Source organism: Flavobacterium qiangtangense, assembly GCF_042658345.1.
Classification (GTDB): domain Bacteria; phylum Bacteroidota; class Bacteroidia; order Flavobacteriales; family Flavobacteriaceae; genus Flavobacterium; species Flavobacterium qiangtangense.
The window spans coordinates 156,883-170,956 of the sequence record NZ_JBHSQB010000010.1 but is presented as its reverse complement, the minus strand read 5'-3'; the positions used below and the strand labels follow the sequence as shown (position 1 = coordinate 170,956).

17 protein-coding genes are annotated in these 14,074 nt (G+C 34.9%); 6 read left to right on the top strand and 11 right to left on the bottom strand.

Features of this window, described 5'->3' with window-relative positions; all coding sequences use genetic code 11:
- Window positions 1–79: 79 nt before the first annotated feature.
- From ACFPVY_RS14640 to ACFPVY_RS14620, 5 genes are all read right to left on the bottom strand, one after another.
- Window positions 80–616 carry an IS1096 element passenger TnpR family protein gene (locus tag ACFPVY_RS14640; protein ID WP_379792873.1) on the bottom strand — a complete coding sequence of 179 codons (537 nt, stop codon included), beginning with the start codon at window positions 614–616 and terminating at the stop codon, window positions 80–82.
- A gap of 177 nt (window positions 617–793) precedes the next feature.
- Entirely contained in the window at window positions 794–1,759 is a 966-nt protein-coding gene (locus ACFPVY_RS14635; protein ID WP_379792872.1) for a lipid A deacylase LpxR family protein, read from the bottom strand.
- A gap of 46 nt (window positions 1,760–1,805) precedes the next feature.
- Window positions 1,806–2,195 (bottom strand): SMU1112c/YaeR family gloxylase I-like metalloprotein, encoded by a 390-nt coding sequence (gloA2, locus tag ACFPVY_RS14630; protein WP_379792871.1) that lies wholly within the window; start codon window positions 2,193–2,195, stop codon window positions 1,806–1,808.
- Window positions 2,196–2,229: 34 nt separating this feature from the next.
- Window positions 2,230–2,604, bottom strand: a complete 375-nt coding sequence (locus tag ACFPVY_RS14625; RefSeq protein ID WP_379792870.1) for a VOC family protein — start codon at window positions 2,602–2,604, stop codon at window positions 2,230–2,232.
- A 95-nt stretch (window positions 2,605–2,699) separates the two neighbouring features.
- Window positions 2,700–3,875, bottom strand: a complete 1,176-nt coding sequence (locus ACFPVY_RS14620; protein WP_379792869.1) for an outer membrane beta-barrel protein — start codon at window positions 3,873–3,875, stop codon at window positions 2,700–2,702.
- 139 nt (window positions 3,876–4,014) lie between these two features.
- Between ACFPVY_RS14620 and ACFPVY_RS14615 the strand changes: the two genes are divergently transcribed.
- The 6 genes from ACFPVY_RS14615 to ACFPVY_RS14590 all read left to right on the top strand — a co-directional run bounded on the left by ACFPVY_RS14615 (window position 4,015) and on the right by ACFPVY_RS14590 (window position 9,945).
- Window positions 4,015–6,168, top strand: coding sequence for a TonB-dependent receptor (locus tag ACFPVY_RS14615; protein ID WP_379792868.1), 2,154 nt, complete (start codon window positions 4,015–4,017; stop codon window positions 6,166–6,168).
- A 229-nt stretch (window positions 6,169–6,397) separates the two neighbouring features.
- Window positions 6,398–7,021 carry a hypothetical protein gene (locus tag ACFPVY_RS14610; protein WP_379792867.1) on the top strand — a complete coding sequence of 208 codons (624 nt, stop codon included), beginning with the start codon at window positions 6,398–6,400 and terminating at the stop codon, window positions 7,019–7,021.
- Window positions 7,022–7,069: 48 nt separating this feature from the next.
- A complete protein-coding gene (locus ACFPVY_RS14605; RefSeq protein ID WP_379792866.1) occupies window positions 7,070–8,422 on the top strand; it encodes a 2TM domain-containing protein in 1,353 nt (450 codons plus the stop codon).
- On the top strand, window positions 8,413–8,745 hold the full coding sequence (locus tag ACFPVY_RS14600; RefSeq protein ID WP_379792865.1) for a 2TM domain-containing protein: 333 nt from the start codon (window positions 8,413–8,415) through the stop codon (window positions 8,743–8,745). Before ACFPVY_RS14605 ends, ACFPVY_RS14600 begins: the two co-directional genes overlap by 10 nt.
- A gap of 11 nt (window positions 8,746–8,756) precedes the next feature.
- Window positions 8,757–9,074, top strand: a complete 318-nt coding sequence (locus tag ACFPVY_RS14595; RefSeq protein WP_379792864.1) for a 2TM domain-containing protein — start codon at window positions 8,757–8,759, stop codon at window positions 9,072–9,074.
- A gap of 115 nt (window positions 9,075–9,189) precedes the next feature.
- Window positions 9,190–9,945, top strand: a complete 756-nt coding sequence (locus ACFPVY_RS14590) for a LytR/AlgR family response regulator transcription factor (protein WP_379792863.1) — start codon at window positions 9,190–9,192, stop codon at window positions 9,943–9,945.
- Between the two features lie 157 nt (window positions 9,946–10,102).
- Here the strand turns inward: ACFPVY_RS14590 and ACFPVY_RS14585 are convergent, their stop codons facing one another.
- The 6 genes from ACFPVY_RS14585 to ACFPVY_RS14560 form a co-directional block, all read right to left on the bottom strand.
- Window positions 10,103–10,285 (bottom strand): CsbD family protein, encoded by a 183-nt coding sequence (locus tag ACFPVY_RS14585; protein ID WP_379792862.1) that lies wholly within the window; start codon window positions 10,283–10,285, stop codon window positions 10,103–10,105.
- Window positions 10,286–10,366: 81 nt separating this feature from the next.
- The gene (locus ACFPVY_RS14580) at window positions 10,367–11,398 is read right to left on the bottom strand and encodes a COX15/CtaA family protein (protein WP_379792861.1); all 1,032 of its coding nucleotides are present in this window, start codon (window positions 11,396–11,398) and stop codon (window positions 10,367–10,369) included.
- A gap of 59 nt (window positions 11,399–11,457) precedes the next feature.
- Window positions 11,458–11,754: a type II toxin-antitoxin system RelE/ParE family toxin gene (locus ACFPVY_RS14575; RefSeq protein ID WP_379792860.1), complete on the bottom strand. Its 297-nt coding sequence runs from the start codon at window positions 11,752–11,754 to the stop codon at window positions 11,458–11,460.
- Window positions 11,739–11,975 (bottom strand): hypothetical protein, encoded by a 237-nt coding sequence (locus ACFPVY_RS14570; protein ID WP_379792859.1) that lies wholly within the window; start codon window positions 11,973–11,975, stop codon window positions 11,739–11,741. The genes ACFPVY_RS14575 and ACFPVY_RS14570 overlap by 16 nt, the downstream gene beginning before the upstream one ends.
- Window positions 11,976–12,030: 55 nt before the next feature.
- The gene (locus tag ACFPVY_RS14565; protein ID WP_379792858.1) at window positions 12,031–13,446 is read right to left on the bottom strand and encodes a CCA tRNA nucleotidyltransferase; all 1,416 of its coding nucleotides are present in this window, start codon (window positions 13,444–13,446) and stop codon (window positions 12,031–12,033) included.
- Window positions 13,447–13,511: 65 nt separating this feature from the next.
- Window positions 13,512–14,072 carry an L-threonylcarbamoyladenylate synthase gene (locus tag ACFPVY_RS14560; RefSeq protein WP_379792857.1) on the bottom strand — a complete coding sequence of 187 codons (561 nt, stop codon included), beginning with the start codon at window positions 14,070–14,072 and terminating at the stop codon, window positions 13,512–13,514.
- Window positions 14,073–14,074: the final 2 nt, after the last annotated feature.

Sequence of the window (14,074 nt, the reverse complement as noted above, 5' to 3'; positions counted from 1 at the left end):
GTTTTAATTCTGGAAATATTCTAAGTGTAAGCTAAAAAACTTAGCGCCTCAGCATCTTTTTCCCTCAGAACATTTTCCTTTAATTCCAGTTTTCCTCGAAGCCGTAATCTTCAAAATTATCGCCTCCGTCAAGCATGTCTAAATCGTCTTCGTCGTAGTCATCTTCATCGAAATCAAAATCGTTTCCTGCCGTATCGCTGAAATCTTTATCTGGTGCTTCTGCCGGAAGTTCTCCTATTGAAAACAAAACCTGCGGATACGTTTGTCCCGGTTCGTGTTCTTCAATCGCAGCCAATTCTACTAAAAATGTCCACATATTGATGAAATCATAAACATATATAATCTTAGTATTTTCGTCATCCAAAATAGAATTCAGAATATAATCAGCCATAGTTCGTTGCTCGCCAGGAATGTCTCCGGTGTCAAACATCGGGATTTCTTCTTCTTGGTTCCAAGTTTCGTCGCTGGTATAAAATGAAGCCACTTCCATTCCGTCGAAACCAAAAGCATTGACAATCGCATTGTGCAAATCTTCTAAAGTATCATTCTCATCTATCGCGATATCTCTGAAAACATCTTCTTCGGCATCAAGAATCGCCCTGAATTTATAAATCATCTTTTTTGTTTTTTTGAAAGGGCAAAGGTAAAATATAAATTCCGAATTTTAGATTTTGCATTCTCGGAATTTTATATAGAGGAGTTTTTACTGTTGATTCGCAGATTTTTTTTGTTTACTTAAAAACAAAATATTTTAAATTTAAAATCTGCGATCTGCTGTCTATTTTGCATTCGCTCAAAGCTTAAAACCAATTCTAAATCCGCCCCATTTGTGGGATTTGCTGGTTTCAAATTCTCTGGTCAATAACACTCTCGAATATTCTAAATACAAACTTCTCCATTGCATCACGATTCCAAAGTTGTTCTGCAACGTAATTCTTTCGATGTCAGAATCAGGAATTGTATAAGGACTCGATTGATTAAATAAGCCTCCTTGCAACGAAGCATCATAACCAATGAAATTTGCCAGAGGTTGTGAATACATATAAATTTGGAATTTATTTTTGTCGTAAGTCGATGTAAACGGAGAATTTATCAAACCTAAAGTTGCCGAAAATCCCACGGAAGCATTGGTGTTTAAACTTCCAAGTCTTGCCGTCAGGTGAGAATTTAAGGCAAAATAATCTTTGAACCGAGCCAATTCTTTTTCATGCGTGAGATTGTAATTTAAAACCATATCATTTTTGATTTGGTGTTGCCAGCCCATCGGAATTTCGTCGCCAATCCACTCGTGAATTCCTTTCTGCATTTCATATCCAAATGCGCCCGGACCAATAATTCCGATACTTAAAGACGATTCAATTCGGGTTTTGTTTATTGTGTCAGTTGCGATTTTAAAACTCTTCAAAAAAATTGCTGCGGCGAAAGGACGATCTCCATATAAAATTTCATCCGATTTAATGGTTGTAGGAGCGAAACCGATATGTTCTAAAGAAAGTCCGAATTTGTCAGCACTGTTTTTACTTTTCAAGAAGATAAAATTCACCGGATTTTTTGCCAATCGAGGAGAAGTCAATTCAAAAGTATAACCTTGGGTATAAAATCGATCGGTTGCAGTAAAATAATCATTGTCATAGTGAAACCTAAAATAATTGTCGCTTTTCACATCTCTGAATGAAGCCGTATTTTCTATCTTTTGTGCAAACGAAAGACTAGAAATTAGAGAAAGTGAAAGAATATAAAGAGATTTAAGATGCTGCATAAATTTAACTACGAAGAAATCCTCTCTAAAGTTTCAATACTCTTTGTTAAGCTTCATAAAATTCAATCGGTAAATCATTTGGATCAGCAATAAAAGTAAATTTCTTACCTGTAAATTCATCAATTCGAATGGGTTCTGGATTTAAGTCGTTATCTTTTAAATAACGTTCCGTTGCTTTGATATCATTGACTTCAAAAGCGAGATGTCTTAATCCGCTGGCTTCCGGGCGTGAAGTCCGTTTCGGCGGATTTGGGAACGAAAATAATTCGATTGCATAAATTCCGTTTACGGCGAGGTCTAGTTTATAAGAATCTCTAGCTTCTCTAAATGTTTCTGCCACGATTTCAAAACCGAGAATTTTAGTATAGAAATGTTTTGAAACTTCATAATCAGAACAGATTATCGCAATATGATGGATTTTATTGATGTTGAGCATTGTTTGGTTTAGGGTTTTGGGTCTTGTGAAATTCTTACGCTAAAGCCTGATTAATCCACCACTGATTCCCAAATGGATCTTCGAAACCGGCTGCGTATCCATAATCTTGTTGCACTGGTTTTTGCAAACTTTTAGAACCTTTTTGAATTGCAAAGTTATAAGTATCGTCTACATTTTCGACATAAATAAACATTCCAGCCGTTTTTTGGTGCCAATGTTCTGTCGATTGCGCGATCATAATTACAGCATCACCAATTTTTATTTCGCCGTGCATGATCGATTTATCGCCCCTTGGAACCAGTAATTGCTCTTTTGCGTTGAAAACGGCTTTTGCAAAATCAAGGAAATCGTTCGCCTTGTTTAGAATCAAATAAGGCATCACCGGAAGATATTGTGCTGGAATTTTCATAGCTCGCTCGTTTAAAACAAAAATAAATTTTATTTTAAAGTTACATTATTTTGAGCCGATGTAAAAGAAATTATGATTTCCTTATTTATAATTTTTTACAAGAATGTGTATTTTAAGGCAATTCCAATGCTTTTATGGTCGCCCATATAAAAACTATTTTTGGTCAATCCGCGTTCAAAACCATATCGGGCTTCAATTCCGTAAGATTCATAATCGAATCCCATCCCAACAAAATAGTTGCTTGATTTTTTTAAGGGTGTTTCCAAAGTTCCATATTTCATGTAAGAATCCATCGCAAATGAAAGTGAATATCCAGCATCTAATGACAATTTTGACTTGTCGCTCAAGAAAAAATAGTGTCGCGCACCAATCGGGATTTCGATGAATTTATAATCAATTTTTGTAGTAACAGTTTTTGTTTTTCCCTCGGCTTTATACTGTTGAAAATTTGGTTGAAGAAATAACGACCATTTTTTATTGTTGAAAGGCAAAATTGCTTCCAATTCGAGGCCAACTTTTAAAGCCGCTTTTGTGTCAAATTCAAAATGGGAGTTATTAGAACCGTTACTGAATTCAACCGAAGTCATGTTGACGCCAGCCACTGCTTTTAAATGTAAAGTGCTTTTGTTCTGCTTTATTGTATGATCTGTAAAAGTCTCAGTTTTCGCTTGATTATATTTTAAAAATATTGCGGTCAAATCAGCTTTTTTATAGTCAATTTTCCGAAAATCATCTGATTTAAAATTCGCAGATTTCATAGATGTATAAAGTTGATTTCTAAAGCTGTAATCTGTTTTAATTTGAGTCGATACGTTGTTATATTGACGATAAATCAGCTGTTCTGCGGTTTCATGATTGCCAGAACTTATTAAATATCTCACCAAATTTCCGTTTTCATATTGATAAAGATTCAATTCTCCTTCCACTAAAAGTTTCAACAAAACGGTTTGTTTTTTCCATTCAGGATTTGCACTTTCGCTTAAGTCGTTCGCATTCCTGCTCGAATAGTCAATATTTGTGGTAAATCTCTTGAATTTATAACTGTCATTTACGCTAAATTCTTTTATTGATGCAATATCCAATTTTTCCGACTTACTTTCTTCCGAAATTTTAAATTCAATTTCAGAAGGATTATTTTTCCAACCTACATTTCTTATTAAAACCTCTTTTTTGATTCCGTCGTTTCCGATAATATATCCGTTTTCAAAATTAATTTGAGAATAAGAAAGAAGTGTGACGAATAACAACAAAATTGTGGTAAGTTTTTTCATTACAAAATAAGTTAATTTTAGCCAAATTAGTACATTTATGTAATAATTGCAATTCATCCTAAAAAAAATACAGTTCAGTAAACATATTTATTTTCCTTGATTTAATCATCGCAAATTTGCTTCATCAAAATAGCAACTTATGAAACCAATTTTTACTCTTTTATTCCTAATTTTTTTCCAATTCTGTTTTTCCCAAAAGACGATTTCAGGAAAAATTACTGATGAAAAAGGAAAAGAAATTTCTGATGCCAATGTTTTTATCGAAGGAACTTATGACGGAGATTCTTCTGATGAAAACGGAAACTTCAGCTTTGAAACTTCAACTTCTGGAAGACAAATTTTGGTCATCACTTCGCTTACTTTTGAAAATTTTAAGCAAGAAATTACAGTAGAAGATTTTAAAAATCAAACAATAAAATTAAAGGAATCTGTCAATACTTTAGACGCCGTTACCATCACCGCTGGAATGATGGAATCTGGCGACAAGGCGCGAGTTTCGGTTTTAAAACCGCTGGATATTGTGACAACCGCTGGTGCGACCGGAAATATTGTTGGAGCGCTTTTGACTTTGCCAGGAACGCAAACCGTGGGCGAAGACGGCCGACTTTTTGTGCGCGGTGGTGAAGCAGACGAAGCGCAGACCTATGTTGACGGGCTTCGCGTGGCGCAACCTTATGGCGCGACTGCTAATAATTTGCCTACTCGCGGACGTTTTTCGCCATTTCTTTTCAGCGGAATTGCGTTTTCAACAGGCGGTTATTCGGCTGAATATGGCGAGGCTTTGTCAAGCGTTTTGCTTTTGAGTACCATCGAAGAACCAACTGAAAATAGAACGGATATTTCCTTAATGAGTGTTGGTTTAGGCTTGAGCAAAACTAAAAAATGGGAGAAAAGTTCGGTTAGTTTTAATGCTTCTTATATGAATTTGGCGCCGTATCAGGTTCTTGTTCCGCAAGCTGTGGATTGGAATAAACCGTATGAATCAGTTTCTGGGGAAACGGTTTACAGATATAAATTTAACAACGGAATTTTGAAAACATACATCGCTTTCGATGCTTCAAATTTTGACTTAAATCAAAAAAATATCAATCAAACTGAAAAATTTAGAGTCGATGTGAAAAACAATAATCTCTACGTAAATTCCTCCTATAAAGGTTATTTTGGAAGCAATTATCAGTTGACAACAGGCTTGAGTTATGGTTATTCCCAAAATAAAATTGGGTTGGATTTGGACAATATAAAAAACTCAGAGCACGCCACACATTTGAAATTGAAAGTAAAAAAGAAGGTTTCTGAAAGATTTCAAATCAGCGCTGGAGCCGATTATTTTTTGACCAAATTTGATGAAGATTTTACCGAAAACTTAGGAACCACTTTTTCTTCAGGATACACAAATAACATTGCCGGAATTTACTCCGAAGCTGATGTTTTCTTTTCGAAAAACTTGGCTTTAAAAGCAGGAATTCGAGGTTCTTATACTGATTTGTTTGAAGAAGCAAATGTTTCTCCGAGAGTTTCTTTAGGTTATAAAATCTCTAAAAACAGCCAGTTTTCGTTGGCCTACGGAGATTTTGTACAATCGCCAAAACAAGAATACTTAAAATATTCTGACCAATTTCAGAGTGAAAAAGCCACGCACTACATCTTAAATTACCAACTCAATAAAAGCGGAAGAACGTTCATCGCCGAAGCTTATTTTAAAGATTACCAAAATTTGGTGAAATATGACACGCCGGTTTCGCAATTTGATTCGAAATTCAACAATAATGGAAGCGGTTTTGCCAAAGGTTTGGATTTTTACTGGAGAGACAACTCTTCAATAAAAAACCTGGAATATTGGATTTCGTATTCTTATATTGATACCGAAAGAGATTACAAAAATTACCCAAAACAAGTGACGCCAAGCTTTGTCGCAAACCATTCGCTGTCAATTGTGACTAAATATTGGATAAATGATTGGCGCTCGCAAGTTGGTTTTACGCACAGTTTTAATTCGGGACGACCTTATAATAATCCGAACGAAACGGCTTTTATGAACGGAAAAACAAAATCGTACAACAATTTGAGTTTTAATTGGGCGTATTTGATTTCACAGCAAAAAATCCTGTATGTTTCTGTTTCAAATGTCTTGGGAACCGATAATATTTTTGGCTATGAATACGCAAACAATCCAGATGCCAGCGGACAATTTCAAAGACAAGCGGTTACACAACCGGCGGACAGATTCTTTTTTGTAGGCTTCTTTTGGACGATTAGCGATAATAAAAAGAACAATCAGTTGAATAATTTGTAAAGAAGTTTCTAAGGCGCTAAGTTTCTAAGTTCTGCCTCAGCGCCTTAGCAACTTTCAACCTTAGCACCTTAAAAAAGCAATTCATCCTATAAAATCAACAGTTCAGTCAAACGCTTTTTTATACAAAGTATTTATGACGGAAATTTGCCAAAGAAATCAGAAACAAATTGAATTTCAATCATCATCAAAAACCAACAGTAAAAATCAACCAACCTAAAAATCAGAAATTATGACAAAAATTATCGTAACATTCGTATTATTTCTTTCGACATTAGTTTCGGCGCAAAGCCAATATGAAACCGGAATGCAAAAAGCCTTCAAACTTTGGGACGAAGGAAAAAACACAGAAGCTTCGTCCATGTTTGAAAGAATTGCTTCGGCAGAAAAAGACAATTGGCTTCCAAATTATTATGTGGCATTAATAAATACCATCGACGCTTTCCAGACAAAAGACAAAAATCAAATCACAGGATTATTATTGAAAGCACAAACTGCTTTAGATACTGAAACAGCAAAACGTGCTGATAATTCAGAACTTTTAGTAGCTCAAGCGATGATAAACACGGCGTGGATTGTGGCGGATCCGATGACAAACGGAATGAAACTGTCTGCGAAAACAGTTGAAATTTACAATAGAGCAATTGCCTTAGACCCAAAAAATCCTAGAGCGGTTTTTGGAAAAGCAGAATTTGAAATCGGCGGAGCCAGATATTTTGGTGGCGATACAAAACCGATGTGCGAGCAAATCAATAAATCAATTGAACTTTTTGCTACTTTTAAACCCGAAACCGTTTTCCACCCAAAATGGGGATTGGAAAGAGCAGTGGAAGCGCAGAAAGAATGTAATAAGTAAGCGGTTTTCAGAAGCCAGTTTTCAATAAAAATTTAGCAAGAACAAAAAATGCAAAAAGTCATCCAATATTTTTTAAAATCGTTTTCTCGAGGCATTATCATTAGCCTTGCTATCGCTTCTTTTTTCATTTTTTTAGAAATTGTTTTTGGGAGAACCATATATTTTAATGAAGATTTTTTCAGAGAAATTGGGTATTATTGCCTGTATGGCGTGACGCTGACACTTATCAACGGAATGTTTTTTGACTATCTGAATCACGAAGTGGTTTGGGATAAAAGCAAAAAATTTAGAATCGCAATCGGTGTTTTCGGAAGCATTTTTTTGACAGTAGTCGGAATCTTTTTTCTGCGATTTTTTATCAAAATAGTTTTAGAAGGAATTTCATTAGCCAAATTTATCAGTGAAGAAGAACCAAAGAATTATGTGATTTCCACGGCAATTGCAATGGTCGTTTCGATGTTTTTCCACCTAATTTATTTCTACAAGAAATCTCAGGAAAATAAAGTCAAAGAACAGAAAATTATTGCAGGAACGGCTTCGGCTAAATTTGAAAGCTTAAAGAACCAAATCGACCCGCATTTTTTGTTCAATAGTTTAAACGTTCTTTCGTCTTTAATTGAAGAAAATCCTGATAATGCGCAACGATTTACGTCTTCGTTATCAAAGGTTTATCGTTATGTTTTGGAACAAAAAGACAAAGATTTGGTGAGCGTTGAAGAAGAATTATCGTTTGCCAAAACGTATATGAATTTGCTGAAAATGCGTTTTGAAAACAGCGTTTTTTATGAAGTCGCAGAAACGCAAAATCCAGAAGCAAAGGTGGTTCCGTTATCATTACAATTGCTTTTAGAAAACACGGTAAAACATAACATAGCCAGTGAAAGCAAGCCTTTACACATTAGAATTTATGAAAAAGGCGATTATTTGGTCATCGAAAATGATTATCAAAAGAAGGAAGTTTTGCAGGACAGAAGAGGTGTAGGACTTCAAAATATTGTGGACAGATATTCAATTATCACGAATAAAAAAGTAAGAATAGAACAAACAGAGGAACATTTTAGAGTAGAAATTCCGATGTTAACAAAACAAATTTCAATTATGGAAACAAGTTATAACGACGAACAAAATATTTATCTGAAAGCTCAGAAAAGGGTGGAAGATTTGAAAGGATTTTATGGAAATTTGACGATGTATGTCATCATAATTTCGGGATTGGCGATTTTAAATTTGGTAACGTATCCAAAGTATTTGTGGTTTTTTTATCCAGCAATTGGCTGGGGAATTGGTGTAGTTATTCACGGAATGTCGGTTTTCAATTACATGCCGTTCCTTGGAAGCAATTGGGAAGAAAAGAAAATTCAAGAGTTATTGGACAAAGATAAATCTGATAAATGGAACTAATTATGACGACTATGGAAGATTTTACTACAGAGAAAAAAAAGTATGAACAGGCAAAAAAGAAAGCTAAAAACATTCGTGCCTTTTACTTTAATTTGATGTGTTATTGCATCGTGATTCCAATTTTAATTTTTGTAAACTTAGCGTATGAGCCAGAATTTCAATGGTTTTGGTTTTCAATGTTGGGTTGGGGAACAGGACTTTTAGCACACGGAATGGAAGCTTTTCAAGTGAATCCATTTTTTCCAAAACGTTGGGAAGAGCAAAAACTGAAGCAATTTATAGAAGAAGAAAGACAAAAGCAAAACAAGTTCAATCAACAATAAATCAATCAATTATGGAAAATTTAACTGAAATCCAAAAGCAAAAATTTGAAAGAGCAAAGAAACGCGTGAAAGCAATTTCAGGATTTTACAAACACTTTATGGTGTATGTTTTAGTAAATTTATTTTTAATTTTTTTACAATATTTCAGCCTTGAACCTGGAGAAAAATTCCTTACTTTCGGCACTTTTTCAACTGCTTTTTTCTGGGGAATTGGGGTGGCATTTCACGCCTTGAGTGTTTTCGGACCAGGGTTTTTCCTCGGAAATGATTGGGAAGAAAAGAAAATTAGAGAAATTATGGAAAAAGAGAAAGCTAATAAGTGGGAGTAAGTAATTTAAGATTTTTGATTTAGGAGTTTGTAAGCCTAAACTCAATAGACTTTAATCAGAAATCTAAACGCGCCATGGAATCATAAATCAAGAATCTTAAATCAAAAATCAAAAAATGACCATCATCATCATCGAAGACGAAAAACCATCTGCACGATTATTACAGCGTAAAGTTGAAAAATTAGGTTTTCAAATCACCATGCTTTTGCATTCAGTGGAAGAGGCGATTAATTGGTTCCAAAATAATTCGCATCCAGATTTGATATTTTTAGACATCCAACTTTCTGACGGATTATCTTTTGAAATTTTTGATGCTGTTGATATCAAAAGTGCGATAATTTTCACGACTGCGTATGACGAATATGCGTTGCGAGCTTTTAAATTGAACAGTATCGATTATCTTTTGAAACCGATTGATGAAGATGATTTGGAAGTTGCCGTAAACAAATTTAAAGCGCGTCAGCCAAAAGCGGAACCATTGTCTTTAGATTTTGAAACTATCAAAAAAATGCTCGTTAATCCAGAAGTTAAAACCTATAAAAAGCGTTTTACAATTAAAACCGGACAGCATTTAAAGATGATAAATATTGCTGAGGTCGAGTGTTTTTATAGCGAAAACAAAGGAACGTATCTTCACACTTTAGACAATCGTGATTATCTTTTAGACGGAACTTTGGAACAATTGGAAGTGGAATTAGACCCAAAAGATTTCTTCCGCGTGAGCAGAAAATTCATTATTCCGATGAAAGGGATTCGTGATATTGTGGTGTACAGCAATTCTCGTTTGAAAGTAATTTTGCCAACGTATAAAGAAGACGAAGTCATCGTGAGCCGAGAAAGAGTAAACGATTTCAAGACTTGGATTGGATAAAAAAAAACTGTTTCAAAAGTTATCAAAATTGATAAGACTTATGAAACAGTTCTAAAAATGAATGCATTTTAGTTTAGTTTTTCAACAGGTAGTACTCATTTAAAGTAGTATTTTCGGTTGAAAGGTTCAATAAAGATGGATTCAGATATATTTTCATTTACTCAAAAAGAGATTTGATTTCTTTTTCGGTTTTTCCAGTTTTTTGCTGGATTTTTCCCCAAAGTTCATCTTCTTTTCCTTCTTCGTATAGCAAATCGTCGTCAGTTAATTCAGCAAATTTTTGCTTTAATTTTCCTTTAAACTCGTTCCAGTTTCCTTTAATTTCAGTTGAATTCGGCATAACAATTATTTTTTGTAATTAATAGTATTGTAAAATTACCAAAATTAAAAGAGCTTTGTGTTACAGCATTTTCGATATTAGTTACACGATTCGTTTTTCGGCCTGCTTGCTTTCTAAAATCAAATAAAATTGCGTTCCGAATAAAAGTGATGCGATAACCAAGTGAATCGTTTGGCTACCAAAAGGAAAATCGTACCAATACATTGATATTCCGGATAAAATTTCAATTGCCAAAAGCCATAAAACCCAATTGATTTTCTTGAAACCTAGTTGTAATTTTCGGTTTCTCGTAATCAAAATCACGTTGATGGCCAAAACCACAAAAGAAAAAGTTCTGTGGAAATAAAACCCGATAATTGGGTCTTCCAAGATTTTTGCCATTCCGTCATAACCCACAATTTTCACTTGTTCATCTACGTATTGACGGACTTGGGTTCCTAAAATGATTTGGGTCAAAGTCAAAATTAACGAGATAATCATCACGCTATCAAATACTTTATCGAATTTTAAGGAAGTGTTTATTTTTGGCTTTGCCAAATGCAAAATGTATAAAATCACACAGACAATCACCAAAGCCATCACCATGTGAACGGTAATCTTAACCGGATTTAAAACCGAATAAACCACCGTTGCGCCAAGCCAAGCCTGAAATCCCATCATAAAAACCACCAGCCAAGAAGGCAATGTGATTTTTTTGTTTTGTTTCCAATACGAAAAAGAAGCAATGGCCATCGCAAAACACGCCAAACCAGCCAAAGCACCAAACAAACGATTAATATACTCTACCCAAGTGTGCGTGGGGTTAAAGCTCGCATAATCGTGTTTCGTGTAAGTTTGCCAATGACTTTCGTCAAAAGTTTTGCCAGAATTAAAATTATCTTGTGCGACCAAAAGTTTTTCGCCACGAATAATAACTTGGCCTTTTTCAAAATCTCGATTAGGAGTCCAAGTTAATTCAGAAATATCAGTCGGCGGTATATAATATCCAAAGCATTTCGGCCAGTCTGGACAACCCATTCCTGAACCTGACATTCTAACAACGGCACCGGCAACGATAACTAAATAGACTAAAATTAAAGCGGTTTTTGTAATTGAGGGGAAATATTTTTTCATGTTTGTTATTTTCAAGATGCAAATTTGAAGTAAAATTTGCTTGCGAGAAATGATATTTGTTAGGTTTTAAGAAAATTTTCTGGGTTTTGACGTGTATCCCAAACGTCGATAACAACAATTTCTGTCTCGGTAATTTTATAAACTATCTCAAAATGACTAACAATAATAAATTTAATATCAGTGGTTGTAGTCGAAATTCCAAATTCAGGAAGCTTCAATACAATTGCTAGATTTTCTGTAAAGAGTAAATTGAGCTTTCTGCTGTAAACTTTTGATTTATTTCTATTATTCCAATATTCAAAAATGCTTTTTCTCGAATTGCGAGCTTCGATAGACCAAATTAATCTTCTAACCATTGTTGAATTTCTTTTTCAGCTTCTTCGTTAGAAATACATTCGCCATTTTTATACTGTTCCAAAGCGCGATTAACCCTCGCTTGTTGCTCTGGCGTAAAAACTCTAACATTTTCAGAAATTTTGTTAACTTCAAGAAATTGTTTCAATCGTTCTAATATTTGTATGTCTTCAATATTAGAAATATATTTTATCAAATCTAATTTTAGTTCAGAAGTATTCATAATCGAAATTTTTATAAAATTAAGAAATTTTAAATCAAGCTATTGCAAACGCAAGTTAAACTTTCTTCAAACCTAATTTGGCCGCTCTTTTCAACATAAAATCGTACGCTGGCTGGTATTCGTTTGGTATTTCACCTTCTAAAATCGCTTCTTTTATCGCTTCTTTCAAAACACCGATTTCGCGTCCTGGTTTTAAGTTGAAAGTTTCCATAATTTCTTCTCCAGAAATCGGCGGTTGAAATTGTCTAACATGGTCGCGTTCTTCAACTTCCACGATTTTTTGGCGCACAATCTTAAAATTATTATGGTACTTTTTAAACTTATTTGGGTTTTTTGTCGTGATATCGGCTTCGCACAAAGTCATCAAATCTTCGATGTCTTCACCCGCATCAAAAACCAACCTTCGAACTGCAGAATCTGTGACAGTATCTTGCGACAAAACAATTGGTCGCGAGCTCATCATCACCATTTTTGAAACGTATTTCATCTTGTGGTTTAATGGCATATGTAATCTTTCAAACAATTTTTTGACCATTTTTCCGCCCACAAATTCATGTCCGTGAAATGACCAACCGTTCTTTTTGTGATGGCGTTTCGTAGGTGCTTTTCCAATGTCGTGAAGCAATGCCGACCAGCGAAGCCAAACATCATCGGTGTTTGGAGCAATGTTGTCCACAACTTCCAAAGTGTGGTAAAAATTATCTTTGTGCGTCTGTCCTTCCGATTCATCGACTCCTTGTAAATCTGTCAATTCGGGAAGAATTATATGCAAAAGTCCCGTTTTGTGCAACAATAAAAATCCGACAGAAGGTTTTTCAGTCATCAGAATTTTGTTCAATTCGTCCACGATTCTTTCGCCAGAAATTATCTTGATTCGCTCTTTATTTCTCTCAATGGCTTTTAAAGATTCTTCTTCAATTTCAAAATTCAATTGCGAAGCAAAACGAATTCCGCGCATCATTCGAAGCGGGTCATCAGAAAAGGTAATATCTGGATCTAATGGCGTTTTGATGGTTTTGTTTTCCAATGCTTCCAACCCATTAAAAGGGTCAACCAATTCTCCGAAATTCGGTGCGTTTAGCGATAAAGCCAAAGCATTTATGGTAAAGTCACGACGGTTTTGGTCATCTTCAAGCGTTCCATTTTCCACAACAGGATTTCGACTTTCAAAATGATACGACTCTTTTCTGGCGCCAACGAACTCAATTTCAGTATCTTCAAAACGCAACATCGCTGTTCCATAAGTTTTGAAAACTTGAACTTTTGGTTTCTTCGGAAGCATTTCTGACACTTTTAATGCCAATTCAATGCCACTTCCAACGGCAACAACGTCGATATCTTTTTTGAAATCTCTTTTCAAAAGCAAATCCCGAACAAATCCGCCAATCACATAACTTTCAACGTTAAGCGATGCGGAAGCTTCCGAGATTACTTGAAAAATTTTATTTTGTAGTGCTTCTTTGTAGTTCATTATTTTAGTTTAAAGTTTAAAGTTTGAAGGTCAAAGACTGCAAACTGCAAACTGAATACTGAAAACTATTTCCGGATAATCTTCACCTGGCTATCATTCGTTAACTTGATAATTGCAGAAGGTTTTCCGGTCATTTTTTCATTCGGCAAATTTACGACATAGTCGACACCTTTTATAATCTCTTGGCTGATTTCTTTAAAATTCATCGGAGTGGGTTTTCCAGAAATATTGGCAGAAGTAGAGACGAGCGGTTTTTTCATTCGTTCCAGTAATTTGAAAGCGAACGGCTCTTTTATGATTCTGATTCCGAGGGTTTTATCTGGAGCAATTAAATTTGGAGCAATATTTCTTGGATTGTCCAGAATTAAAGTCGTTGGTTTTTCGGACAAATCTAAAATTTGCCACGCCACTTCAGGAATGTCTTTAAAAACGTTGTACATCATCTTTTCGGCATTCATTAAAACAATCATCGACTTTGATTCTTCGCGTTGTTTCAAGGCATAAATCTTTGCTACGGCTTCTGGATTTGTAGCGTCACAGCCAATTCCCCAAACTGTTTCGGTCGGGTAGAGGATGATGCCTCCGTTTTTTATTACCTCAAAGGCTTTGTGTATTTCTTCATTCATAA